This is a genomic window from Paenibacillus sp. FSL P4-0338, from assembly GCF_038002365.1.
GTDB lineage: Bacteria > Bacillota > Bacilli > Paenibacillales > Paenibacillaceae > Paenibacillus_AQ.
Map to the genome: position 1 here is coordinate 1,876,299 of NZ_JBBOCG010000002.1, position 24,211 is coordinate 1,900,509.

Sequence of the window (24,211 nt, forward strand, 5' to 3'; positions counted from 1 at the left end):
AATGAATACAAATAGAGAGTACACTAACCCGCTTGTCGAACAGCGTGCAGATCCCTGGGTATACAAGCATACCGACGGCTATTACTATTTCACTGCTTCCGTGCCCGAATATGACCGGATTGAAGTACGCAGAGCGTTAACGATTGAGGGGCTTCGGGAAGCACAGCCGGTAGTAGCCTGGCGCAAATATGAGAGCGGTCCGCTCAGCGCCAATATCTGGGCACCCGAAATCCATTACATGGACGGCAAATGGTATATTTACTTCGCGGCGGCCCGGACCACGGAGACGAAGGAAGGGCTGTTCGACCACCGGATGTACGCCCTGGAGAATACTTCAGCGAATCCGCTGGAAGGGGAGTGGACCGAGAAGGGACAGGTGAGAACCGCCTGGGAATCCTTCGCTCTGGACGCTACAACGTTCGAGCATAGAGGCGTGCATTACTATGTATGGGCGCAAAAGGACCCTGAGATTGACGGGAACTCCAATCTGTATATCTCAGCCATGGAGAACGGCTGGACGCTTAAGGGTCCGCAGACGATGATCTCTTCACCGGAGTATCCTTGGGAGGTCATCGGCTTCAAGGTCAACGAAGGGGCTGCCGTGCTGAAGCGGGGCGGCCGGATCTTCATGAGCTTCTCGGCCAGCGCTACCGATCATAACTATTGCATGGGAATGCTTACTGCAGATGAGGACAGCGATCTGCTGGACGCTGCATCCTGGACCAAGCATCCTGAGCCCGTGTTCCAGACCAGTGAGGAGAACGGGCAGTACGGTCCGGGCCATAACAGCTTCACCGTGGATGAGCACGGCGAGGATGTGCTGATCTACCATGCCCGTAACTATAAGGAGATCACCGGCGACCCGCTCTACGACCCGAACCGCCACACCCGCGCCCAGCGCCTGCGCTGGAACGCGGACGGCACACCGGACTTCGGCGTGCCGGTGAGGGATGGCGGGAAGTAGGGCAGATTTCAGTCGGGAATAGAGTGGGATAGCACGCTGAACTGCGAACTTCTGTTGAAGGCTGATCCGAAGGTGGGCTACCCGCTGCATAGAGTGAAATGCAAAGAGTCCCGCAACCCTATGGAGGGGAGCGGGACTCTTTGTGCTGAGTGGCGGCATCAGGATAAGGAGACGGAGGTGCGCTGTAACAGTACTCTGCTGTTGCAGTTTGTGCAGGATTTCCGCGCTGGCAGTTTCTATGGAGCCGCATTGTTGCAACTTTTGCAGGAATCCGGATGATAAGGTGCTAGTTTGGGCAACATTGTTGCATTTGGTGCAGGATTTTCGCATAGGCCGCTTCTATTGAACCTCATTGTTGCAATTTGTGCAGGATTTCCGCGCCGGCAGGCGCTGGCTGCTCACTAGTGCTCTGTGCATACGCCCCTATTTTTCCCCTACAGGGACCGGAATAGTTTGTCTATAGTACTTAATATAGTGGAAGCCGTCCATCTGCAGGAATTCCGGCTTCTCTGTTGTCTGGAAGGAATACGTGCGTTCCCACAGGATATTGCCGTTCTTCAGATCCCACTTGCGGGAATCGGATATGGAAGTGACGGGAACGGTGGCCCCTCCGGCTTGAACAGCCAAGGTATCCTTATCCAGAGATGTGAATTGTCTCCCGGCAATCACGATATCATAGCCGTCAGCAGTCCTGGTGACACTGCGAATCCAGAGCTTCTCCTGGCCGACCGTAACGGAGTGGTCTGAGGGTGAGGCCAGCGGGATCGGCTGCTCCACCTTCTGGTATCCGCTGAAGTTATCCAATACAAGTTCAACACTCTGCGGCTTGTCTGTCGGCAGCACATCGTATTCAATCTGAAACTCCGCTACTCCCGTTTTCTCATTGACACCCGACCGCATGGACAACAAATCCACTTCTGTCCCATTCACATACAGCTTGGTTGCAGCAGAGAATCTTGGATTTTCTCCGTTATCCATCTTGTATTGTCCCTTTACGATGGTTGACGTAGGGGAAGCGGTAATCGTGTCATAGTAGACGGTTCCCTGATCCACCTGAACGGCTTGATGAATATCGGCGACCAGGATGCTTTTCATGGCTTTACTGGCGTCAAAATTAAAGGAGAGCTTGGCTTGCGCAGGCTTGGCTTCACCCTGATAGCTGTATACATTAAGGGTCAGATTTTTGGCGAACGGACTGACCGGCTCAAATTTGTTAATTCCCTCATACCGGGTTTTGTCCTTGTTGTAACCGCCGCCACTTGTCGGTGAAGAGTTTGTCAAAAACCCTGTAATATGGCCTAATGCATACAGCGACGACGGCTCCTCATCGAACACCTCTCCCGGCGGCGGGGTAATGCTGTAATACATCAGCAGAGCATTATCATCCGCAATTACTCCGTTAACCGTGAGTACAATCCCATTCTCCAGTGTCATACTTTTGTTAACGGTCTGTCCGTAGCCATGTTCAGCGACTCCAGAGAATCCAAGCGTATACAGCTCAGTCTGGTTAAACAGCTTCCCGCCATAATAAGCCAACGCCGGATACTGATAGACGCCCACCGTCAGCAGCAGGGCGGCGGCTGCTGTAGCCACCCAGGTCCGCGCTTGTCCGGCCCGTGATTTCTGTCTAACCGGAGCCTGCTCCAGCGCCTTCCGCAATCTGCCTTCAAGTTCTGACGGCGTCATGGTCTGCTGATGCTCCTGTAATCTCTCCTCGATCGTTCTCATAACGGTCACCTCCAATCATAGCTTTTAGTTTCTGTATTCCCTGCGAGATTCTGGACTTGATCGTACCGACCGGCGCTTCCGTAATATCGGCAATGGTCTGATACGGCAGATCGTGGACATAACGCAGCTCAATCGCTTCCCGCTGCCGGGGATTCAGATGCGCGAGCAGGACGGACAGATCCATGTCAGACTCGGTATCGCGGTACGGGTTATCTGCAGTCCATGCCTCAAGGGAAGGCTCCGGCGACTCGTCCTCCTCCAGAGGAACGAACCGGTTCTGGTTGCGGAGGACCGTTTTGCAGCGGTTGACCAGGATGGTTTTGCTCCAGCTGTAGAAGGCCTCGCGCTTCTTCAGTTGCGCAAGCTTCTCATAGAGCGTGACGATCATATCCTCCATTACATCCATCGCGTCATGCTCATTCCTCATGTAGCTATAGGCAAGACGATAATAAGCGTCCTGTTCGGCTAGGATCAGTTCTAATAATGCTTCTTTGTTGCCGCGCTGTGCGGCTCTGACAAGACGGCTTATATTCATGTGCTCACCCCTTTCACAGATAAGAGTGCGTAGCAGCCCGGAAAGTTCATTATGCTCTCAAAAAAATATCCACAGCCTATTCCAGAGAAATCGTTAGTCTCTGGAAGGGCTGTGGAGGGAGCGAAGAAGAGGCAGGAGCTGACGGATGCTCTCACGCTCATTCGTAGAACAGCAGGCGCTTGGCATAAGCGTTGCGGAACTCGGTGGGGGTGAGGCCGACTATTTTTTTGAACGATTTCATGAAGTTATGACAATCCTTATAGCCCAGCTGTAATGAGACTTCGCTGACGTTCTGGTTGGTGTCGGTCAGCAGGAATTTCGCCAGCTCCATCTTCTGCTGCAGAATATATTGCTTCAGGGAGATCCCGGAGATGACAGTGAACAGATGGGAGAGATACTTCTCGTTATAGCCGAAATAGGCAGCGATCTGGGATACCTTAATATGCTCGCTGCGGCTCCATTTGATGTAATCTACAATATCGTGGTAGAGCTGCTCCTGCTTGGTTCTTTTGAACGGATCGGCATCGGTTGGAAGGGTCTGGCTGTACAGCTCACACAGAATAACGGTAGACATATAGTTACCCAGCACCGTCTGATTGTAGCTCCGCACCGAATCCTGAAGCTGCTTCATCATGACGATGATTTTCTCCACATTCCTTAGGGTTCCGTATTGGGGCAGGTGAATCACATATTCTTCCTTATCGCTATTCAACGGAGCGGGGCCCGCAGTCTGACTACCGTCAGTAGCATGAAAATGCAGCCAATAAAAGCTACAGTCCGAAGACTTGTACCCGTATTGTCTGGTAAGCGGAGGCAGGAGCAGGAACTCGCCTTTGGAGACGACGAACTGCTGGTTGTCACCCGCCAGGTAGAGTACGCCTTCGGTCATCACAATCAGCTCATAATCCTGCAAAATCCGGCTTAAGTGTATCCACTCCGCTGAGGGGGCCACGAATTTGCCGGTCATCTCCAGATGTACAGGCTTATCTACCAGCAGTGTGAACGCAGTCATGTCATCATCCCCCGGTGCGGAAATAGTCTTATCCTATTACCATATCAAATAAGGGCTATCTTGAATACAGCAGAAGCTGCATCCGAGATAACCCCGGGGTGGTACAGTATTGGCTATACTGCTAGAAGCTATTCTTTCACAATCTGAAGCTTATATTCCTGCACCGTAACATGATCCTCCGCCTTAACCGTGAGATTCACCTCAGTGCGGCTGTGCGGCAGCTTGATCTCGCGGGAGAGTGAATCCTCGATCAGAATTCCGTCTGCATAGACCAGGGCATTGTGATGATGTGGGGTTACGTTCAGTTGTACCTGGCCCGCTGCTTGCGGAACGCTCAGGCTATACGTGGTTATGCCGCCGCTGAAGGAGGTGGACAGCGTTCCTTCACTGAAGGCAAGCTGGCGCAGTCCGGCATTGTGATCATAACCGGTCATCATGCGCAGCAGGTCGAAGATGCCATTTTCCTTCTCAGGAACCACGAACTTGACTTCCACCTCGGTCTTGCCGCCAACCGCTTCAGCAGGAATCAAATAACTCCGCTCGTAGAAGCTGCGGGCTTCATCCGTATGCAGCACCTCGCTCGCAATCAGCTCCCCGTCTACATAAATCGCTATTTTCTTACCATTATTTCCTGAGAAATAAATGACCGACAGGTAGTTGTCCGTACGCGGCGCCACCTTCATCCGGTAGCTGAACCAGCCGCCGTTCTCCGCTTTGCGGATGTTATATCCGTCCCAGGTGGCTACGGAGGTGTTCTCTCCCGCAATGCCATGCTCCAGCTCATACTGGTCATTGCCGACTGGGAGGCTGTCCAGTGTAGCGTCCTGTACACGCTGCCGGATTTTGCCTTGTAAAATATGCTTCTGCAGCTCAGCCGAATCGGCCTCGACCAGCCGCCAGTAGATGCCGTAACGCTCACTATGCTGCTTATAATGCGGAGTGAAGACCAGCCGCTGATCCTCATCCGTTCCCCGCAGCGCAAAGGCTAGTTCATCCTGCTCCAGCCGGACTGCGCGATCCGCAAGCTGCGCCAGCCACTCCTGCGGGCTCTCGTTCACCGTCGTGATGAAGTCTTTCACCAGCATGTTGCGGGTTGGGACACTTACAGCAACCCCAGTAGCGGACACAGACAAATCACTCTGGCCCAGAGCAGCGCTCAGCACCACCGGTCCATACTTGAACGCGACCACCTGTCGGGCATCCGGCAGGCTGAAGTGCGCCAGTTTCATTGGCAGCTTGAGCTGAAGTGTGTCGCCATCCTCCCATACTCTGTCCGTCAAGAGGTAACCTCCGCTGATCTCTAAGTTCACAGGCTGCCCGTTCAATAGAAGCCCGGGTTCTCCGGCCAGCCAATCCGGCAGACGAAGCTTTAGCGTGGTGGACTGATCCTGAGGCTGCATCACTGAGATCTTGAACTCTACAGTATCGCTATAAGGCAAGTTGGCGGACTGGATCAGCATCAGGCCGTGCGCGGCAGAGTTCAGAGTAGAGCTGAAGTACTGATTAACCACAATGCTGGCCGCATCATGGAAATACAGGCTGTCATTCAGCTTGGTGAAGCTCTCCATGCCGGTGCCCGTGCAGCACCAGAAATGCTCGAACGGCGAGCTGTAGACCTTGAAATACCCGGTCGCCATGGGCTGGAAATACATCGTCATCCCGGTATGCGGGTGCTGTGACGACACAATGGCATTCAGATAGGTGTTCTCGTAGAAGTCGGCGTAACGGGGTTCTCCCGTGATTTTGAACAGCTCGCGGGTAAGCTTGAGCATATTGTAGGTGTTGCAGGTCTCCGCTGTGAAGTTGGAGCGTTCCCGGTCCAGCATATCCGGATCACCGAAGTGCTCCCATTCGCTGTTCCCTCCGGTGATGTAGCTGTGATGCTGGACAACCATCTCCCAGAACTGCACCGCCGCTTCCAGATAAAAAACTTCACTCTCCCCGAGCGTCCGGTAACGGTTCAGCGCACCGAGGAATTTCGGAATCGTAGTATTGGCATGCTTGCCCTTGAGAATATCCTTGCCCTCATGGACTGGAGTGAACAGCGTCAGCTCGTCGAAGCTATGCGCGGCGCTTAAATGGCCTGCTTTTCCGGTGATTCTGTACAGGTCGTAGAGGCAGTCATTCATCCCGCCGTATTCCACCGATAATACACGCTGATGGACTTCTTCAGACCAGGAGGCTGTACGGCGGTATACCCAATCACCGAGCTTATCCGCCAGGGCATAGGCTGTTTTGCTGCCGGTGGCAGAGTAGGACGCGGTGAGTCCGGCGATGATTTTGTGCATGGTGTACCAGGGGACCCACGCCGGCTGCTTGTTCTCCACATTATCAAAAAGGCGTTCCTCGAACGCGGACAGGTAACCGCTCTCATGCTGGCATAGGGCCAGCTCTCCCAGAAGATAGTTCAGCCTGAGCAGCAGGCCGTCATCCCGCGTACAGGCATAGGCCTGGGACAGCGCCGACAGATAATGGCCCAGCGTGTGTCCGCGGATCTCTGTGTTCTCCCAGCCGGGATATTTGTCGGCACGCTTCGGCAGTTCCCGGTTCTCGCGGAAGCCCGCCAGCAGGCGGTCTGGATCATAGCTGGTCAGATAATCGACCTCTTTGGCAAAGGCGTTTGCAATATACGGATCGGACACACGGACCTGGTCCATACGGTATTCTTCGTACAAGGGCTTACCCTGAATCGGGGCCTCCAGAGGCTGATGGGGTGTAATTGTCATTTTGTATCCTCACTCCTATGGATTCTGTAGGGTTACTGCAGGATGAATATCCTATGTTTAAGCTTATAGATAAAGGGCTTGGGGGTAAATAGTGATAGGATTGAATATGTGTGAAAAGGTTAGATTGGGAGAGAGAGATTAGACGCAAAAAAGCCACAACCGCTGCTGGGCAACAGGCTATGGCTTGAGGTTTGTTGTAGGTAAGGGATTAAGACAGCAACTCCTTATGGAGTGTACTGCTGCACGATTGATACAATCTGGCCATCCTTGATCGTGATGTGATAAGGAGAACCGCTTAGATCGAATACATCCGTCTTGGCGAATTCATGAATGAACTTCTGCAAAGTGAGCGACTCGTTCCAGTTCGTATCCAGGTCTTCGAGCTTCCCTGTGCGGTCATAGATCTGCATGGTGACCTTGGCATCCGGGGCTACCGTATAAGTAGTCAGCGTGTCGCTGTCGTTCACGATATAGTAACCGTCCGGGGCACCTCCGATTTCGGCTGCGGATTCCGGCTCCCGCTGGGCGAAGACCGCATCGGCTGCTGCGCCTTCATACCATTCGATCTCATCTCCGGTAAGGGTCGTCTGACCGTTAAGGGTCTCTAAGGAATGTATATACACCGTCAGATGCTGGGTTGACCCTTCGCTCTTGGCATCAGCGGTTTTTATGGTTGTGCTTGCCGTAGTTACGAGGGAAAGGAACAACAGGACCAGAACAGGAAGCAGGTAGACGTTTTTGTTTTTTAACATTATGAATTTCCCCCTTGGCGTAATCTTACACGGCATGAGTCTACACTCTTTATTTACCCTGCCGGAATATTCTCAAACTTGTTTATACCCTAATAAACGTTAGTTCAGCAGAAATGTTGCAAAAGATTTTTTAACTGGGTATATATAACAAATATTCCGTCTTTGTCAACCACTTTTGAACCGTTCAAACCAGATTGACCTGCCTAATTAAGGGATTTATGATATAGGAATATCTGGATTTTTACTAGAATATCTGGTTCTTGAGGGGCGGTATTGGTTTGCAACAGCACACTACAATTCAAACAGAACTGGCTGCTTTTCTTAGAAAAGAAGGCCAGACAATCAATCAGTTCGCAGGAATCTCCGGTGTCAATTCGGGTACGCTCAGCAGCATAATTAATGGTAACCGTCCTATTGCCATGCAGCAGCTGGACCGGATTACCGCCGGAATGGGGCTTCCTGAAGGAGCATTTTATGAGTTATATATAGATGAATGTGTCGTACATTCCACACCCGACTGGCGGCGGCTGGGACCCTTCCTGCACCGCTGTGCGGAGCTGGACAAGCTGGAGTATATCCGGCAGGTGGTTCATATCATCATGGACAATATTACATATGCCCCGCTCTTATTCGATACGGCGGAGGAATTCTACAGGCAAGGCAAGCTTCAGGCAGCGGCTCTGCTGTATGCAGGGGTAGCCGACAGTGAGAAATATCAGCATTCGGAGCGGCTGGCCTTGTGCCAGTACCGGCTGTTCACGATCCGGATCGGCCAGAGCCCGGAGGCTGATTTCCGTGCGGCGACCCGGTTTGAATATTTTGTAGAGCGCCTGGAGGAAATAGACCAGTTGGAAGCGCTTCGGCAGCTGGCGGATATCTATATTGCTCTACAGCACTGGGAGAAGGCCAGACTATTGGCACAGGAGCTACGTCATAAGACATCTATCCAGTACGAAATCAGATTTTACAAAACCAGAAAGAAGAAGGAGCTGAGGCAAGCTCCCAAACCTCTTTGCTTCTATATACTGTACGCTTATTGGCTGCAATCCAAGGTATGCGAGGAAACCGGTGAATATGAGCGGGCGCTGGAATATGTAGGCCTCTACTCTGAAATGAACTGGATTGTCGAGGAATCGGAAGAGGTTCGGCAGATCAGAGACCAATTCAGCAGGCTTAGTACAGTCTATGCATGTCTATACCGTATGATGCGCGGTGAGCTTGAGGCTCTTCCCCAGGTTGTAGAATCTATCGGCACCCCCGGGCTGCAACTGTGGGACGGGCTGCTTAAGGCAGTTCAAGCGGCTAACCGGTATGGCTGGGAGGTAGATGAGCTTATCGGCCGCTTCCAGCAGCTGCTTACGCCGGAAGGGGCGGCCTTCGGCCAAGCCGAAGGAACTCCGGGCAGAGAGACGCCGGATCAATATCCGGTACTGCTCTATGAGCTGGCGGTGTACTCTCTCAAGGCAGAGAGGATAGAGCAGGGGATCCGTTATATCTTCGGGAGTCTGGAGTCTTCCGCCGCACTTGGCAGCATAGCCTGTGTGATCCGCTGTGTAAGATTATTCGAGCAATTCCGGCTGCACGCTTCTGCAGAGGACCAAGAGCGGTATAAGCAACTGATTAATAGGGTGCAGGTTGCTCACGCAGAGCAGACGGTTAAGACACAGGACCGGTTGTAGGAGGCTCATTGATAGTATACAAAGGAAGCCCCTTCCGGGATGGAGGGGGCTTCCTTGTATGGACCGATGCAAATGTAATCGAAAAACCGATCACATTGCGCCGGATGGTGGTGTGCGGGCCAAATGTAATCGAAAAACCGATCACATTGCGCCGGATTGTGCTGTGCGGAGCAAATGTAATCGAAAAACCGACTACAATGCGCCGGATGGTGCTGTGCGGACCCAATGTAATCGAAAAACCGACTACATTGCGCTTGCCACAAACCCATCTCCACTCTACCACGCCCCGTCCCAACGCCGCCCTAGGCTCACCACGCCCTGGTCATACCTCACCCCGACCTTACTCAGCCCACGCCCCGTCCCTACCTCCCACTCGCCCCGTCCCTATCTCGCCGGGGCGAAACCGGCTACGTCACTAAGAATGTCATCGATCGCCTTCAGCGTATCCGGCTGAAGCACCGCATCCACCGCCTGCGCATTCTCAAGCACCTGCTCCGGTCTGCTGGCACCGATCAGCGCTGAGCTTACGCCGGGCTGGCGCAGCACCCAGGCGAGCGCGAGCTGGGAGAGCTTGAGGTCCAGCTCAGCGGCAAGCGTATCCAGCCTGCCGACAACCTCCAGTACATCATCCCGCAGGTAGCTGCGGATGACGCCGTTCACGGAATCATCCGCGCCGCGCGTACCGGCCGGCGGGAGTTGACCGGCCTTGTATTTGCCGGTCAGAATGCCCTGGGCCAGCGGGGAGAAGACCACCTGTCCCAGGCCTTCATGGGCAGATACTTCAAGCACCTCCGCTTCGATGTACCGCTCGAACATGTTATAGATCGGCTGATTGGCGGCGAGCGGCCGCAGGTTCAGTCTGTGGCTGATGCCAGCCGCCTGCGAGATCTGGGCCGCGCTCCATTCGCTGACGGCGGAGTAGAGGATTTTGCCTTGGGCGGTAAGATCATCAAGGGCGCGGAGCGTCTCCTCCACAGGAGTGTCCTGATCGAAGCGGTGGCAGAAATACACATCGATATAATCGGTGCCCAGACGCCGCAGGCTGGCTTCGCATTGCTCCATAATATGCTTGCGCGAGAGCCCGCGGTCATTCACCCCGTCGCCCATCGGGAAATATACCTTGGTGCTGAGGACGTAATCGGAGCGCTTATAAGGCCGGAGTGCGGCACCGATGGCCTTCTCGCCTTCGCCCCGGTTATAGGCATTGGCCGTATCGAAAAAATTGATACCGCATTCAAAAGCGCTGGCGACACAAGCATCCGCCGCCTGCTGCTCTGCCGCTGTTCCATACGTAAGCCAGCTGCCCAGTCCGATCTCGCTGACTTTCAGTCCGGTATTACCCAGTCTTCTATATTTCATATTCTCTCAATTCCTCCTTCAAGGTAATGGGTTTCCTTGCAGTGTTTTAATTCGTCAACTGGTGAAGGACCACAGCACATGCGCCGGTGGCGACCGAACGCTCACCCAGTCTGCTTCGGGTGAAGCGGACGTTATACTGCTCCCGGTAATAGGTTCGCTCAAGGGCGATCTGTGTGGCCGTCTGATAGAAATCATCTGCTGCGAGGAACAGCGGCCCGCCGAGAATAACCTCCTCGGGATGCAAAATATTGATCAGGTTCGCCAGCCCGATGCCGCAGTACACCGCCATTTCGTTGAACAACCCCACCACAACAGGGTCGCGCTCCTTCAGCGCTTCGATCAAGTGGGCGAATTCCAGTTCCCCGGCATGCCCGGCCAAGCTGCGGAGCCTGTCGCTGCTGCCCTGCCGCCATGCCTCACGGGCTTGTTCTTCCAGGGTGTGGACCGAGACATAGCTCTCCCACGCCCCGGCATTGCCTCCAGGAATCTGCGGCGGCCGCCCTGAGCCTTCAATGATCATCTGTCCGACCGCTCCCTCGGTATCGATGATGCCGTAGAGCAGCCGTCCATCGTTCATAATGGCGGAGCGCAGGCCGATTCCGGCATGGAGATAGAGAAGATGCTGCTGTATCCGGTTGCTGCTGGCCCAGTATTCGCCAAGCAGAGCCGTATTGGCTCCATTATCCAGATAGACAGGCACCCCCAGGCGCTGCGCCAGCTGCTCCTTGATATGTACTTGTGACCAACCCTCTGCAGGAAAACGGGCCGGATTCAGGATGACTCCAGCCGTGCGGTCCAGCGGACCGACTGCGCCAATGCCAAGTCCGGCGACCCGGCTGAGCTGAATGGAGGCTGCGTCAAGCATCTGCAAGGCTTGTCTGTGGAGCGACTCCATCAGCAGCTCGGGGGTAAGCCCCGCATCCATGCTCCAGGTATATTCGCCCAGCAGCCGTAGATGAAAGTCCGTCAGCACAAGCTTGGCATGGGTACGGGAGATCTCCAGTCCCAGCAGATAAGCGTAAGACGGATTCGTCTCATAGAGGGTAGGGCGGCGTCCTCCGGTGGATTCGCCGAAGCCGACTTCAACCAGAAGCTCCCGGGACAGCAATTCGTCCAGTATACGCGTTAAGGTGCTTATCGTCAGTCCGCTTTCTTCCAGCAGGGTCTGCTTGGAGACGGTACCGTGTGTTCTTACGGTGAGGTAGATTTCCCTGGCTTTGGGATTGGCGATGATTTCGTGAATGAGCAGCACGGACGATTCTCTCCTTATAATGTACTAGACCTGTTTTTACAATGACACAAAAATCAGGGGGCCGCAACTATCACAAGGAGAGAATGCAAGAGGAGTCTAACAGGGGAGGCATAGGCCGGATTGCTGCAGCAGGCATGCGGGCATAAGCGGGCGCTGCTCTGGGAGACAGGGCCTTGAGCTAGAGCAGCGCCTTGAAGGAATGGCGGATCACATCGCCGCGGCTGATGATGCCGACCAGCACATGGTTCCGTTCAACGGGAACCTTTTTGATCTGCTTTTTGCCGAGGATGGTAGCGATGGCTTCAATATCTTCTTCGGCATGCACGGTGATGACCTTCTTCTTGGCGATAGCCATTACGTTCAGACCCAGCAGCTTCTGCGCCCGTTCCTCGAACAGATCATTATCCCCGACGAACACATTAATCTGGAAAAAAGAATCCACGATCAGATCCTCATGCCTGCCGATATAGCGCATGATATCCCCGTCGCTGAGGTAGGCGACAATCTCGTTCCGGTCATTGACTACGGGCATGCCGCTGATCCGGTGGGCAATACATTTCTCAATAAAAGTCCGTACGGTGTCTTCCTGCTTAACCTTGTACACCTGACGGACCATGAATTCATGGGCTTTCATACCGGTTCCCCCTGAAAATTAGCTTCTGCAGAAATAAGTTGTATCATGAAAGTATATACTTGTATTATACAAGTGAAAAGAGTAAAGTCAATGAATAAAAGAGAAGAGGGGCAACCGGCATGGACAAACATTCAATTGAGACAATAGAGCTGGAAATGGCGGTTTTGTTCCGCCGTCTCACTTCGATTACCACGTTCAAAAAAATCGGCAATTTGGATCGTGCGGCCTACCTGCTGCTGCATCACATTGAATCTCGTGAGGGAACTACCGGGATCAAGGCAATCTCCGATGAGTTTCAGCTGGATATTTCTACGGTCAGCCGGCAGGCTGCCTCACTGGAGAGCAAGGGGCACATCACCCGGGTACCGGACCCTGTGGACGGGCGGGCCTATTCGCTCCAGATTACGGAGACGGGCAAAGCGAGTCTGGAGGAGAACCGGCGGGTCCGGCAGGAGATGATCGAACAACTGCTAAAAGGCTGGTCGGAGGAGGAGGGACATCTGTTCGGGGAGCTGCTGCAGAAGTTCAATGCGGCTTTTCTGGAGGAGGGCTGATGAGGCGCGGAGTTTAAATAACCGGGCCAGCGAGAGCCGGGAAGGGTGTTCAGCCTGGGAAGGAAGAAATCTATTGTATTTTGTACATGCAGATGATGCAAAAAGGGGGCTGTTTCGGCCCACTGTTGTACTTCCTACATTAGATTTCGCAGAAACAGCCTGGATCGGCCAGATCTGCTCCATTCTGTTGCAGCAAATACAGCAGAATGTGTTTTAGGAGGCTTTTGTTCTGCTTCTGTTGTATAGAATACAATCACTCCTTCTGTATCCCGCCATAAATCCAAGCAAATGTCGGGCATGATGCATAACAGGGTAAGGGCCGTCCGCAGCGTTACTTCACGCTGCGGACGGCCCTTTGTGTCTCATTCTATTCAGGCAACAAGAACAGGCTTCAAGCAAACCCCGGGTTCCCTCTCATCCCCACCCACAGCGGGGATTGCTCCAGGCAAGCGGCGAGCTGCAATAGCAGATCCTCGCGTCCCTTGGAGGCCATGACCTGGACGCCGATTGGCATCCCTTCTGCCGTAAGGTGCACCGGTACGCTCATGGCAGGCTGGCCGGTCAGATTGGCGAGCTGGGTGAAGGGCGTGTAGGTCAGGCTCGGCTCGAACATCTCATAGATCATCCGCCGCTGCGCGTCCTTGGGCAGCCCGCTGACCTGCATCAGCTTCTCTGTCTCCGCCGCAGTCTGGGTCAGCTCTCCAACCTTCGGCGCGGAGTCCGCATTGGCCGGGGTAATATACAGATCGAAGCGGTCCATCAGCGCCGCCATCTGCGCAGCGGCTACATCCCATTCGTGCAGACTGTGTACGAATTCTGCCGCCGAGACCTGCTTCCCGGCTTCGGCCAGCACCCAGGTGACAATATCCACTTCCTCTGCCTTAATTGCACGGCCCATGGCGCTCTCAAGCGACAGGAACATGGCGGATACTTCTCCGGCGTTCATCGTATAGTAATTGTCCATCAGCCGGACTCCGTTGACCGGGCTCAGCTTCTCATCCACCTCATAGCCCTCGGACTCCAGCCACTTGACCGTCTTCCGCACTGCCTCTACTGCCTCAACGGATACCGGTGTTCCCACCGGCGAAGCGGTGGTGAAGGCGATCCGCAGCTTCCGCTGTGCAGGCTTCAGCAGATCGTCCAGGTAGACGCCCGGATACAGCGGCGTCTGAAAAGCCGCTTCCGGCTGCACCACCTGCAGCAGATCCAGCATCGCGGCGCTGTCCCGCACAGAGCGCGTCAGCGCAAAATCAATCGACGCGCCCTGCCACTGGCGGCCGATCCCCGGGCCGACCGGCGTGCGCCCGCGCGTCGGCTTCAGCCCGAACAGGCCGGTGAACGAGGCCGGTATGCGGATGGAGCCGCCGCCGTCACTGGCTCCGGCGGCCGGAACGATCCCGGCGGCAACTGCTGCCGCCGCACCGCCGCTGGAGCCGCCGGGTGAACAGGCGGGGTTCCAGGGATTGCGGGCCGGGCCGTGGAGCAGGGGCTCGGTGATATTTTTGAGCCCGAATTCCGGCGTATTCGTATGGCCCAGCGGAATGAAGCCGCCGCGCCGGATACGGGCCACATAGTTAGAGTCCCGCTTCGCGACATTGTCCTTCATCAGCAGAGCGCCCGAGGTCAGCGGTTCGCCGCCAATCGCCTGGGAGATATCCTTCAGCAGGAAGGGGACGCCGGCGAACGGGCGGGTGAGATCATCGCCGTCGACAGGCATTTCCGCAGCTTCCTTCAGCGCGGCCTCCCGGCGGGTGCGTACCACCGCATTCAGCAGCGGATTCACCTCATCCATCCGGGCGTAGGCGTCTTCCACAAGCTCACACGCTGAGACCTCCCGTGCTTTCACTAGGGCGGCAAGCCCCAGCGCATCATAACCTGAATAAGCAGACAACGACATAGGTATAACCTCTTTCTGGCAGGAACAGGCAGGCTACTTAGCGGTCAGGCTATAGCTGCAGTCTTGCGCATAGTATATTGCGTTATAAGGAGGGCAGAGACTTTTCAAGTGCGCTCATCTGTAAGATATTGCTTCACTGGAGGCGGGGTATACTCCGCGAACTGCTGCAAAATGCCCTCCGGCGTGGTAGCGTTCAGCATGATGGAATGATGTTTCTCCTGCATGAATTGTTCCCGGGCCATGTTGCTGAACAGGGCAATCAGCGGATCATAATAGTGGTTCACATTAAGCAGTCCGCAGGGCTTCTGATGCAGGCCGAGCTGCGCCCAGGTGAAGATCTCGAAATACTCCTCCATCGTGCCCGGGCCGCCCGGCATAGCAATGAATCCGTCCGCCAGCTCAGACATTTTAAGCTTCCGTTCGTGCATAGAGTCTACCATAATCAGCTCCGTCAGACGGGTGTGCTCGATTTCCCTTTGCTTCAGAAAATGCGGCAGCACCCCGATCACGCGGCCTCCCGCCTGCATCACGCTATCTGCAATAGCACCCATCAAGCCTACAGTAGCTCCGCCATAGATCAGCGTAATGTTGCGTGCGGCAAGCTCCTTGCCGAGTAGAATAGCGGATTCCTTGTATACGGGCGAAGCCCCTTCACTGGAACCGCAGAATACTGCGATACTCTTCATAAGATGCTGACTCTCCTTTGTCTTAAGGTAATGGAATGTGCTGTGAAGAACGGTTGTTTCCTCTACCTAATGTATCACGGATTCAGGTGCATGTAACATTTTTCTCGGTGCCGGAGCAGGCTGGTTCATTGCGGTGGTGCTCTGCATTGACAACTTTTTGCGGAGCGGCTATACTTTCTGTAATCTTATAGTTGGTATACGTTGAACGAGCCAGTAGCAGCCTTGTCCCTGTTCCCAGAGAGCCGGGGGTCGATGGAACCCGGTACACACAAGCGGACTGCGAATTACGCCTCGGGAGTATCTTGGGTAATGCCAAGCGGAGCTAAGCGAACGATAACTCGCCTGAGAGTGGTACGGACTTGTGTGTAATATGGGGTCTGTGCAATTTGGGTGGTAACACGGTTAATACTAATCGTCCCTGTGTCTGAATAGACAAGGGGCGATTTTTTGTTGTCTGTGTGCTGGGGGATACTGGCTTAGTGCCTGCGCGGGCTGATGCGGTATAGTTGCTGTTTTTTTGACGGATACCAAGGGATATAGAACAATCACTTACACAAAAGGGGCTGTACATGTTGAACATTATTGACGAGCTATTGTGGCGCGATGCCATTAACCAGCAGACAGATGCGGACGGACTGCGTGAATTGACGAATACGAAGGCGGTATCGCTGTATTGCGGCGTGGACCCGACGGGCAACAGTATGCATATCGGCCACCTGATTCCATTCATGATGCTGCGGCGCTTCCAGCTGGCCGGTCACCGTCCGGTGATTCTGATCGGGGGAGCGACGGGAACGATCGGCGATCCGAGCGGACGCCAGAGCGAGCGCTCGTTGCAGACGCTGGAGCAGGTGCAGGAGAATGTGGATGCGCTGACAGCCCAAATGAAGAAGCTGTTCATTACCGATGGCGACAACCAGGTGCGGATGGTGAATAACTACGACTGGACCAAGGATATGAATGTCATCGAATTCCTGCGTGATATCGGCAAAAACTTCAGCATCAACACGATGCTGGCTAAGGACGTAGTGTCCAGCCGTCTGGACAGCGGAATCTCGTTCACCGAGTTCTCTTACCAGATTCTGCAATCCATGGACTACCTGCACCTGTTCCAGCACGAGGATGTGCAGCTCCAGATCGGCGGGTCCGACCAATGGGGCAATATTACGAGCGGCCTCGATCTGATCCGTAAAAAAGAGGGCAACGAAGCCAAAGCCTTCGGCCTGACCATCCCGCTCATGCTGAAGGCAGATGGTACGAAATTCGGCAAATCCGCCGGCGGCGCCATCTGGCTCGATCCGAAGCAGACTACGCCTTACGAGTTCTACCAGTTCTGGGCGAATACCGATGACCGCGATGTGGTCAAATACCTGAAGTACTTCACCTTCCTGAGCAAAGAGGAGATCGAAGCGCTGGAGGAGAAGGTAGCTACCGAGCCGCATAAACGCGAAGCGCAAAAAGCGCTGGCCGAGGAAATGACCCGCTTCGTGCACAGCGAGGAGCTGCTGGAGCAGGCCAAGCGCATCAGTGCGGCGCTGTTTAGCGGCGATATCCGCTCGCTGACTGCGGACGAAATCGAGGAAGGCTTCAAGGAAATGCCGACCTTCACAGCAGGCAAAGAAACCAAGAACATTGTAGACTGGCTGGTTGAGCTGGGAGTGGAGCCATCCAAACGCCAGGCGCGTGAGGATATTACCAAAGGCGCAATCTCGATCAACGGGGAACGCGTGAACGAGCTGGAGACGGAGATTACGGCTGAGGATGCCATCGGCGGCAAGTTCATCATTGTCCGTAAGGGCAAAAAGAACTACAGCCTGGTGAAGCTGGTCTAAGCGGAAGCTGCCGGGTGATGGATTGCGGAAGGCGAATAGAGTGAGCTGGATGTTGAGCTGGATCTGGAGCGGTGTTAGGCTGGAACGAGGTTAATGGTGAACTGGAACGAGGTTGATGTGGTTAGTGTGAGATGGCTGAGTGAGGTTGGGCTAGATGAGCTAGAGTGAGTAGATGAGATGGGTTGGGCTAGATGAGCTAGAGTGAGGCAGATGAGTTGTGCTGGGCTAGATGAGCTAGAGTGAGACAGATGAGACAGATGAGTGAGGTTGAGATAGATGAGCTAGAATGAGAATGGTGTGAAGTAACTGAGTGATTGGGCTATCCCGCTGTCAGCAGTGACGGGGATAGCCTTTTTTGGTGGTCGCGGGGTGTAGGCTGGTTTCCCATCTGTTCCCTGACCGCCATAGGCCGGAAGCGTGGCTGCCTCGTGAAATCACAGGGATAAATCCTTTTGATATCGCTGGAAGTAGGCTGAGTGAGTAAATTAAGTGTATAAATCTTTCAGATATCGCTGGAAGTAGGCTGAGTGAGCAAATTAAGTGTATAAATCCCTCAGAGGGGCTGCCGGATGGGAAGAGGCAGGCTAATGAGGAGCATTAGTGCACCTGAATTTGGCGCAAACGGCCGAAACGAGCCAATGAGGAGCATTAGTGCACCTGAATTTGGCGCAAACGGCCGAAACGAGCCAATCAGGAGCACAAGTGCACCTGAATTCAGCGCAATCGGCCGAAATGAGCTAATGAGGAGCATTAGTGCACCTGAATTTGGCGCAAACGGCCGAAACGAGCCAATGAGGAGCATTAGTGCACCTGAATTCAGCGCAATCGGCCGAAATGAGCTAATCAGGAGCACAAGTGCACCTGAATTCGGCGCGAACGGCCGAAACGAGCCAATGAGGAGCATTAGTGCACCTGAATTCAGCGCAATCGGCCGAAATGAGCTAATCAGGAGCACAAATGCACCTGAATTCAGCGCAAACGGCCGAAACGAGCCAATGAGGAGCACAAGTGCACCTGAATTCAGCGCAATCGGCCGAAATGAGCTAATCAGGAGCACAAGTGCACCTGAATTCAGCGCAATCGGCCGAAATGAGCTAATCAGGAGCATTAGTGCCCCTGAATTCAGCGCAAGCGGCCGAAACGAGCCAATGAGGAGCACAAGTGCACCTGAATTCGGCGCGAACGGCCGAAACGAGCCAATCAGGAGCATAAGTGCCCCTGAAATTCAGCGTACGCCCCTTCCCCGCCGGACACCCACCCAGTCCAGCGCGACATCTGACGGGAGAGCCAGGCTTCAAAACAAATAGAAAATAATGCCTTTACCAGCGGCCACAGTCTGGCTGTAGAACCGCTGGATCTCGGTGAAGAACTGGAGCAGGTAGGCAAAGAACGCATCCGCATCATCGTCAGACACCGTATCCGGGTCCAGCGGGTAGACCTCCTCCTCGGCCATGGTCCGGAAATCATACTGCTGGCGCAGCTGCGCTTCATCCAAGCCGGAGATGGCGTCAAGCGCTTCGGCCACTTGTCCGGCACGCAGGCAGAATGCCCCGTATACCCCGAACTCAATACCCTGGTCTGAATGCAGCGGAACCACATATCCGAGCGGCGCAGGTCCATCCGATATATCTCCGCAGAGCAGGTAGTGAATCGCCTCCCAGGCGCGGTCGATATCCAGCCCGGGGTATTTGTCTATGTTCAGGCTCCCCAGCAGGGTGTTCCCTGCTGCAATCTGCTGCACCAGTTCATCTTCCATTGCAAAGTAATACCCGCGTATCGCCATTGTATCAGCCGTCCTTCCATATTAGGGATAGAGTAGTTGTGCTTAATCCTCAAGCAGCGCAAGCTTGTCTTCGAGTTCAGCAATCTTAAGCCGGATAGCTTCTGCCCGGGGCTCGTCCTGCGCCTTCACAGCAACTGCCAGTTCATCGGCGGCTATGCCGATCTGATACTCCAGATATGTGTAGTCGGATGCGGCGGCAGGGTGGGTGGAGCGTTGGGAATAGGTCATATGCCGAAGCCTCTTTTCTCTGATCTGTGATATATTCATGATACAGGGTTTGCAGGAAGGGCTCAACCTTGTTTCACGGAAACCCGGCACAGGCTGCGACATTGTTCACAGACAATGAACCCGGTTCTGGTTTTACCATAGGGAGTATTGAAAATTATAACTTAATTTTTCAGTAACAGTATGCGGGAGAAATCTCCGCAAAGGAAGGTTTGGTATACATAATGATTGCTGTATCTTTTGACACCTTGGACGAGGCCAGGCACCATCTGGAGGAGCTGGATGTGAACCGTGGCCTGGTGCTGTTCGCTGCGGCTGCGGCTGTCCGGGAATTATCCCGTCATGCGCCTTCGCGGGCAGTATTGTGCTCAACCAAGGGGGAATATACTCCGCAGGGCTACCGCAGCGGCGTAATTACCGGTTTTGAATATGAAGCCGGTATAGCAGAGATTGTGGGCATTCTGCACCCTCCCGTGCTTAGCGCAAGTACGCTGGAGATTGCTTACCGCAAGGTCCGGGGCAATCCGAACGCATTTCTGATGCTGCTCTGTGACGGCACAGGCGGGATGGAAGAGATGCTGCTCTCCTCGCTGTATTTCATGGACCCGCAATTCAAGGTGATTGGCGGCAGTGCGGCTGATGATGAGCGCGGCGAGACTTACCTCTATATAGGAACCCGCCGGGTGCGGAACCTGGGGATTTATTTCAATATGCCTGCCAGCACTGCCCTCGTCAAAGAGAATATATATGTCCCGTCCGGGAAGACGCTGCTGGTGACAGAAGCCGATGTGTTCGGCAGACGGGTCTATTCCTTCAACGGGCGGCCTGCAGCCGGGGAATATGCGCGTGTCCTGGGCGTGCCGGAGAAGGAGCTGGCAGAGCATTTTCTGAGCAGCCCGCTGGGCAAAAGATACGAGGATGATCTGATCATAGCCTCCCCGAAGGCGGTTCATCCGGACGGCTCTGTCACATTTTACAGCCAGATTATGTCTAGTACATATGTGGAGCTGCTGAGTTCTGCCGATCCGCTGGCAGTGCTGGAGGAGACGCTGGGCAGCAGTCCGTTCAAGCCTTCGTTTGTCCTCAATATTAACTGTACGCTGCGGGACCAGCTGTTTACACGGGACGGTCTTTGGGGAGCTTTTGACGAGACGATGCTTGGGTTCTGCGGCAACACTACAGGCTTCATCAGCTATGGAGAGCAATATTATACTAAGCATGCCAATCAGACCATGATTCTGCTGCTGGTTGAATAAGGGAGAGTTGAAATCGGATGGAGTGGTTAAGCAAACTGCGCACAGCTTGGGGGAGAACCCCCTCTGTTGGAGGCGTTCAAAGTCACAGTAATACAAGCGGGTTAGCGGAGAAAGCCCTGGCAGAGCGTGTGATTGAGGCTAAGGGTACGGCCGCATCAACAGAAACGGTTATAGTAGAGGGAAAAGTCGCAGTAGAGGAAGCGGGCGCTAACGCACCTGTATCTTACAGCGGTAAAGATAGCGAAGAACCCTCTGCACACGCTTCAGGCACGGTGTCTTTTGGGGGACATGCCTATGCCCTGGCGGAGCAGATCCGCCTTGAGACTGGAGCTATTCTGAAGGAAGAGGCCCAACTGGTGGAGGACTTCGAGGCCTTGCGGGCAGGCGGCGGGGAGATGATCGGCCAAATTGCCGGGACTCAGCAGCTTCTGGAGCATTTGAAGACCAACAACGGACAGACTGAAGATCTGATTAATGAAATGTACGGCAGCTTGTCCTACTCCTCCAACAAAATCGAATTTGCTAAGGAAGCCAATATCCAGATCTCTGCGGAAATGCTGAAGGCTTCGGAGGTATTTACGGAGTTCGTTGCTTTGAATGAGGATCTGCGGGAGCATTTCCACAGCATTGAGCAGCTGGCCAAGATTATCACGGATATTGCCGAGCAGACGAATCTGCTCTCGCTGAATGCGGCGATTGAGGCGGCGCGGGCCGGTGAACATGGACGCGGCTTCGCCGTTGTCTCCACAGAGATCCGCAAGCTTGCTGACAGCACCCGCAGCCATGTGAAGGAGATTATGGGTTCACTCTCAGGAATGACCCGCGTCATGGAGCAGATTCACAGCAAGTCCGGGGATGGAACGCTCGCGATGAACGAGACCACGGCGAAGATCGGTGAGTCCACGTTATACATGAATGAGATTGTAGAAGCAGAGGAGCAGGTCTTCGAGCATCTGGAGGCAATCCAGGAGTCCCAGGAGAGCAGCATGGAGGATGTGGAGCAGATCAACAGCGACCTGCTGCGCATTCTGGAGAAATCGGGTCAGGACTCAGACCAGTTCCGTAAGCTGGTTCTTACCGTTCAGAAGAAGGCCGACCATTACCAGCAGCTGCTGAATCATCTGCATCAGATCGGGCTGCTCCAGCAGGCGGAAGAAGCAGAGAAGGCTATCGTATAATCAGATATGGTAAAAGGAAAACACCCGGCGGCGGGAGATGGTGCCGGGTGTTTTTGTGTTGTGCTGGGCAACCGCCCTCTGCCATCGGCAGGAGGATCTTCCACTACTACAGCGAGATCAGCCTGTATTCATAAGCGCCAATGGACAGTGGACTGGCAGGTACGGGAGTGCCAGTCAACACATCCTGCCCGCTGTGCGGCAGAGTGATGCTGCCGCCAAGCCCGTCCATGTTGACGAGCGTCCACAGCTCTCCGGCAGCGCCGCGTCTAGGGCAGAGAATAGTGCCTGGCGTGACATCGCTGCGCCGGGTGACCCCGGCGCGGGCGGCATAATGCTCAATCAGCGCGCACAGCTGCTTGTCGCCCTCGCCGCCCGAGGGCAGCGAGCCGAGCATCACGATGGCTCCCCGGCCATAGGGCTGCTCGGTCAGGTAGGCCAGGCCTGGCGTCCGGCCCGACGTAATGACGCCGACCGTGGAGGCACCGCCCGGCAGCGGCTCGAACACCGCGCTCCATAGCGACAGCGGCGCGGTGTGGCCGAAGGCCTCCCCGATGCTGCCCGTCCCCTCCATCGGGTAGACGAAGGTAGTGTTCACTCCGGCGAAGCGCTCCAGTTCCCCCAGCGCAGCATCTGTATGCAGGGTATGCTCTCCTGTGCGGCCTCCGCTAAGCGGGCCGACAATCCAGATGCCGCCGGCTTCAGCGAAGGCGAGCGCCTTCTTCATGTATTCCGGCGACAGATAATGGATGTAAGGCGTGAACAGCAGCCTATAGCCGCTTAAATCGCCGCTCTCCGGCAGCAGGTCACGGTGAATCCCCTGATCGAGAATCCGTCTGTAGAAGTCCCCCAGCAGGGAACGGTAGTTCAGCTGTCGGTGCGGCTCCGTAGCCAGGAACGCCTTGGCCCGGTCCGAATAAGTAATCGCCACCTCGGCCTGCACCGGCCGGGTATTCAGCATGTGCGGCTCGATCCGCAGCCTGGCAGCGGAAGCCTTGCGCACATTGTCATATCCGAGCGCAGGCTGGCCCCAGGCGCTGATGATCGAGCTGTGCGTCTGTTCGCTGCCCGTGCGCTGCTGCCGCCACAGCCAGTAGCAGAAGGCGCCTGCCCCCAGTGCGTAGGCAGCCACGGCTTCAGCGGTGAGATAGCCGTCCGGATGCGGCTCGCCGTAGCTTGTCAGCGAAGCGGCATAGGCCGGGCCGGTCTCCATCAGCCAGAAATCCCGCCCGGGCTTGAAGCCGCGCCACAGATCACAGTTCAGCAGATAAGCGTGCCTGTTGGCCTGGGAGGCGTAGGTGTCGAACGAAGCGAAATCAAGCTCCCGGAACAGCTGCTCATTGTCCAGATGAAAAGGAACATTGCTGTTATGCGTAATCGGAGCTGCCGAATGACGGCGGATGATCGCCGCCTGTTCCCCCGCGAACTCCGCAACCTTCTCCATCTGAAACAGCCGGTACTGGGTGACGAGCGATGAATTATGCAGGAAAGGCGTAGCCACCGGCTGCGGCACCTGATCAAACCGCTGGTACATCTGGCTCCACACGCCGGTTCCCCACGCATTATTCAGCTCGCCGATACTTCCGTAGCGGTGCTCCAGCCACTCATGCCACAGTGAGCGGCAGGACCCGCACATGCATTCCGCCACATGCGCCTTCAGCTCGTTGTCGAGCTGCCAGGCGACTAAGCCCGGAAGCGGACCCAGCACCCGGGCCAGCTCTTCCGTGATCAGCGCCGCCCGCTGCCGGAAATAAGGATTATTCGTGCAGACATGCTGTCTGGACCCGTGGCTCATTACCGCCCCGTCTGCCCGGATGTGCAGGCGCTCCGGGTGCCCGTGAGTCAGCCAAATTGGCGGGGTCGCGGTCGGCGTACACATGACCGTATCGATGCCGTGATCATGCAGCTGAAGGATATGCTCAGCGAACGGCCGTACATCGATGGAACCCTCCTCCGGCTCCAGCAGCGACCAGATGAACTCGCCCATGCGTACCAGATTAATCCCGGTCTCCTGCATGAGCTGAAGATCCTGCTGCCGCTCAGCTTCTCCCCACAGCTCAGGGTACCATGCTGCACCGTAATATAGCTTTTGCTTCATCATTATAACCTCCTGGAAAAAGCCCCATATGGGCGATGTATTTTTACTTCTTTCGATCTATATC

The 24,211-nt window shown here is 54.9% G+C and carries 19 protein-coding genes; 6 read left to right on the plus strand and 13 right to left on the minus strand.

What is annotated here, in order from left to right:
* Position 1 precedes the first annotated feature (1 nt).
* Positions 2-964, plus strand: a complete 963-nt coding sequence (locus MKZ07_RS32185; RefSeq protein WP_341029565.1) for a glycoside hydrolase family 43 protein — start codon at positions 2-4, stop codon at positions 962-964.
* A 423-nt stretch (positions 965-1,387) separates the two neighbouring features.
* On the opposite strand, the gene MKZ07_RS32190 is transcribed toward MKZ07_RS32185, so the two are convergent.
* The 5 genes from MKZ07_RS32190 to MKZ07_RS32210 all read right to left on the minus strand — a co-directional run bounded on the left by MKZ07_RS32190 (position 1,388) and on the right by MKZ07_RS32210 (position 7,717).
* Entirely contained in the window at positions 1,388-2,692 is a 1,305-nt protein-coding gene (locus MKZ07_RS32190) for a DUF4179 domain-containing protein (protein WP_036697968.1), read from the minus strand.
* Positions 2,631-3,227: a sigma-70 family RNA polymerase sigma factor gene (locus MKZ07_RS32195; protein WP_036697971.1), complete on the minus strand. Its 597-nt coding sequence runs from the start codon at positions 3,225-3,227 to the stop codon at positions 2,631-2,633. Before MKZ07_RS32195 ends, MKZ07_RS32190 begins: the two co-directional genes overlap by 62 nt.
* A 157-nt stretch (positions 3,228-3,384) precedes the next feature.
* Positions 3,385-4,239: an AraC family transcriptional regulator gene (locus tag MKZ07_RS32200; RefSeq protein WP_036697973.1), complete on the minus strand. Its 855-nt coding sequence runs from the start codon at positions 4,237-4,239 to the stop codon at positions 3,385-3,387.
* Positions 4,240-4,367: 128 nt separating this feature from the next.
* Entirely contained in the window at positions 4,368-6,965 is a 2,598-nt protein-coding gene (locus MKZ07_RS32205) for a beta-L-arabinofuranosidase domain-containing protein (protein ID WP_051493846.1), read from the minus strand.
* Positions 6,966-7,189: 224 nt separating this feature from the next.
* Entirely contained in the window at positions 7,190-7,717 is a 528-nt protein-coding gene (locus MKZ07_RS32210) for a hypothetical protein (RefSeq protein ID WP_036697974.1), read from the minus strand.
* Positions 7,718-7,995: 278 nt separating this feature from the next.
* On the opposite strand from MKZ07_RS32210, the gene MKZ07_RS32215 reads away from it, so the two are divergent.
* Positions 7,996-9,396: a helix-turn-helix transcriptional regulator gene (locus MKZ07_RS32215; RefSeq protein ID WP_341029570.1), complete on the plus strand. Its 1,401-nt coding sequence runs from the start codon at positions 7,996-7,998 to the stop codon at positions 9,394-9,396.
* 384 nt (positions 9,397-9,780) lie between these two features.
* Here MKZ07_RS32215 and MKZ07_RS32220 read toward each other — a convergent pair whose 3' ends face one another.
* From MKZ07_RS32220 to MKZ07_RS32230, 3 genes are all read right to left on the minus strand, one after another.
* Positions 9,781-10,755 (minus strand): aldo/keto reductase family protein, encoded by a 975-nt coding sequence (locus tag MKZ07_RS32220; RefSeq protein ID WP_076162441.1) that lies wholly within the window; start codon positions 10,753-10,755, stop codon positions 9,781-9,783.
* A 46-nt stretch (positions 10,756-10,801) separates the two neighbouring features.
* Positions 10,802-12,007 (minus strand): ROK family protein, encoded by a 1,206-nt coding sequence (locus MKZ07_RS32225; RefSeq protein ID WP_051493682.1) that lies wholly within the window; start codon positions 12,005-12,007, stop codon positions 10,802-10,804.
* A gap of 178 nt (positions 12,008-12,185) precedes the next feature.
* Positions 12,186-12,641 carry a CBS domain-containing protein gene (locus MKZ07_RS32230; RefSeq protein ID WP_036696539.1) on the minus strand — a complete coding sequence of 152 codons (456 nt, stop codon included), beginning with the start codon at positions 12,639-12,641 and terminating at the stop codon, positions 12,186-12,188.
* 119 nt (positions 12,642-12,760) lie between these two features.
* On the opposite strand from MKZ07_RS32230, the gene MKZ07_RS32235 reads away from it, so the two are divergent.
* A complete protein-coding gene (locus MKZ07_RS32235; protein ID WP_036696540.1) occupies positions 12,761-13,195 on the plus strand; it encodes a MarR family winged helix-turn-helix transcriptional regulator in 435 nt (144 codons plus the stop codon).
* Between the two features lie 391 nt (positions 13,196-13,586).
* On the opposite strand, the gene MKZ07_RS32240 is transcribed toward MKZ07_RS32235, so the two are convergent.
* On the minus strand, positions 13,587-15,092 hold the full coding sequence (locus MKZ07_RS32240) for an amidase (protein WP_036696544.1): 1,506 nt from the start codon (positions 15,090-15,092) through the stop codon (positions 13,587-13,589).
* A 104-nt stretch (positions 15,093-15,196) separates the two neighbouring features.
* Positions 15,197-15,778, minus strand: coding sequence for an LOG family protein (locus MKZ07_RS32245; RefSeq protein ID WP_036696546.1), 582 nt, complete (start codon positions 15,776-15,778; stop codon positions 15,197-15,199).
* Between the two features lie 572 nt (positions 15,779-16,350).
* On the opposite strand from MKZ07_RS32245, the gene tyrS reads away from it, so the two are divergent.
* Positions 16,351-17,610, plus strand: a complete 1,260-nt coding sequence (tyrS, locus tag MKZ07_RS32250; RefSeq protein WP_341029827.1) for a tyrosine--tRNA ligase — start codon at positions 16,351-16,353, stop codon at positions 17,608-17,610.
* A 1,294-nt stretch (positions 17,611-18,904) separates the two neighbouring features.
* Here tyrS and MKZ07_RS32255 read toward each other — a convergent pair.
* Together MKZ07_RS32255 and MKZ07_RS32260 are read right to left on the minus strand one after the other, a co-directional pair.
* The gene (locus tag MKZ07_RS32255) at positions 18,905-19,393 is read right to left on the minus strand and encodes a YfbM family protein (protein ID WP_076161454.1); all 489 of its coding nucleotides are present in this window, start codon (positions 19,391-19,393) and stop codon (positions 18,905-18,907) included.
* 42 nt (positions 19,394-19,435) lie between these two features.
* Positions 19,436-19,621: a hypothetical protein gene (locus MKZ07_RS32260; protein WP_036696552.1), complete on the minus strand. Its 186-nt coding sequence runs from the start codon at positions 19,619-19,621 to the stop codon at positions 19,436-19,438.
* A gap of 221 nt (positions 19,622-19,842) precedes the next feature.
* On the opposite strand from MKZ07_RS32260, the gene MKZ07_RS32265 reads away from it, so the two are divergent.
* Together MKZ07_RS32265 and MKZ07_RS32270 are read left to right on the plus strand one after the other, a co-directional pair.
* A complete protein-coding gene (locus tag MKZ07_RS32265) occupies positions 19,843-20,874 on the plus strand; it encodes an FIST signal transduction protein (RefSeq protein WP_036696555.1) in 1,032 nt (343 codons plus the stop codon).
* 17 nt (positions 20,875-20,891) lie between these two features.
* Positions 20,892-22,052, plus strand: a complete 1,161-nt coding sequence (locus tag MKZ07_RS32270; protein ID WP_051493683.1) for a methyl-accepting chemotaxis protein — start codon at positions 20,892-20,894, stop codon at positions 22,050-22,052.
* A 106-nt stretch (positions 22,053-22,158) separates the two neighbouring features.
* Here MKZ07_RS32270 and MKZ07_RS32275 read toward each other — a convergent pair whose 3' ends face one another.
* Positions 22,159-24,147: a beta-galactosidase gene (locus MKZ07_RS32275; RefSeq protein ID WP_341029829.1), complete on the minus strand. Its 1,989-nt coding sequence runs from the start codon at positions 24,145-24,147 to the stop codon at positions 22,159-22,161.
* Between the last annotated feature and the right edge of the window lie 64 nt (positions 24,148-24,211).

Coding starts and splice junctions, on each gene's coding strand:
- MKZ07_RS32185 (WP_341029565.1), top strand. CDS start 2: ATGAATACAAATAGAGAGTACACTAACCCGCTTGTCGAACAGCGTGCA.
- MKZ07_RS32190 (WP_036697968.1), bottom strand. CDS start 2,692: ATGAGAACGATCGAGGAGAGATTACAGGAGCATCAGCAGACCATGACG.
- MKZ07_RS32195 (WP_036697971.1), bottom strand. CDS start 3,227: ATGAATATAAGCCGTCTTGTCAGAGCCGCACAGCGCGGCAACAAAGAA.
- MKZ07_RS32200 (WP_036697973.1), bottom strand. CDS start 4,239: ATGACTGCGTTCACACTGCTGGTAGATAAGCCTGTACATCTGGAGATG.
- MKZ07_RS32205 (WP_051493846.1), bottom strand. CDS start 6,965: ATGACAATTACACCCCATCAGCCTCTGGAGGCCCCGATTCAGGGTAAG.
- MKZ07_RS32210 (WP_036697974.1), bottom strand. CDS start 7,717: ATGTTAAAAAACAAAAACGTCTACCTGCTTCCTGTTCTGGTCCTGTTG.
- MKZ07_RS32220 (WP_076162441.1), bottom strand. CDS start 10,755: ATGAAATATAGAAGACTGGGTAATACCGGACTGAAAGTCAGCGAGATC.
- MKZ07_RS32230 (WP_036696539.1), bottom strand. CDS start 12,641: ATGAAAGCCCATGAATTCATGGTCCGTCAGGTGTACAAGGTTAAGCAG.
- MKZ07_RS32235 (WP_036696540.1), top strand. CDS start 12,761: ATGGACAAACATTCAATTGAGACAATAGAGCTGGAAATGGCGGTTTTG.
- MKZ07_RS32240 (WP_036696544.1), bottom strand. CDS start 15,092: ATGTCGTTGTCTGCTTATTCAGGTTATGATGCGCTGGGGCTTGCCGCC.
- MKZ07_RS32245 (WP_036696546.1), bottom strand. CDS start 15,778: ATGAAGAGTATCGCAGTATTCTGCGGTTCCAGTGAAGGGGCTTCGCCC.
- MKZ07_RS32255 (WP_076161454.1), bottom strand. CDS start 19,393: ATGGCGATACGCGGGTATTACTTTGCAATGGAAGATGAACTGGTGCAG.
- MKZ07_RS32260 (WP_036696552.1), bottom strand. CDS start 19,621: ATGACCTATTCCCAACGCTCCACCCACCCTGCCGCCGCATCCGACTAC.
- MKZ07_RS32265 (WP_036696555.1), top strand. CDS start 19,843: ATGATTGCTGTATCTTTTGACACCTTGGACGAGGCCAGGCACCATCTG.
- MKZ07_RS32270 (WP_051493683.1), top strand. CDS start 20,892: ATGGAGTGGTTAAGCAAACTGCGCACAGCTTGGGGGAGAACCCCCTCT.
- MKZ07_RS32275 (WP_341029829.1), bottom strand. CDS start 24,147: ATGAAGCAAAAGCTATATTACGGTGCAGCATGGTACCCTGAGCTGTGG.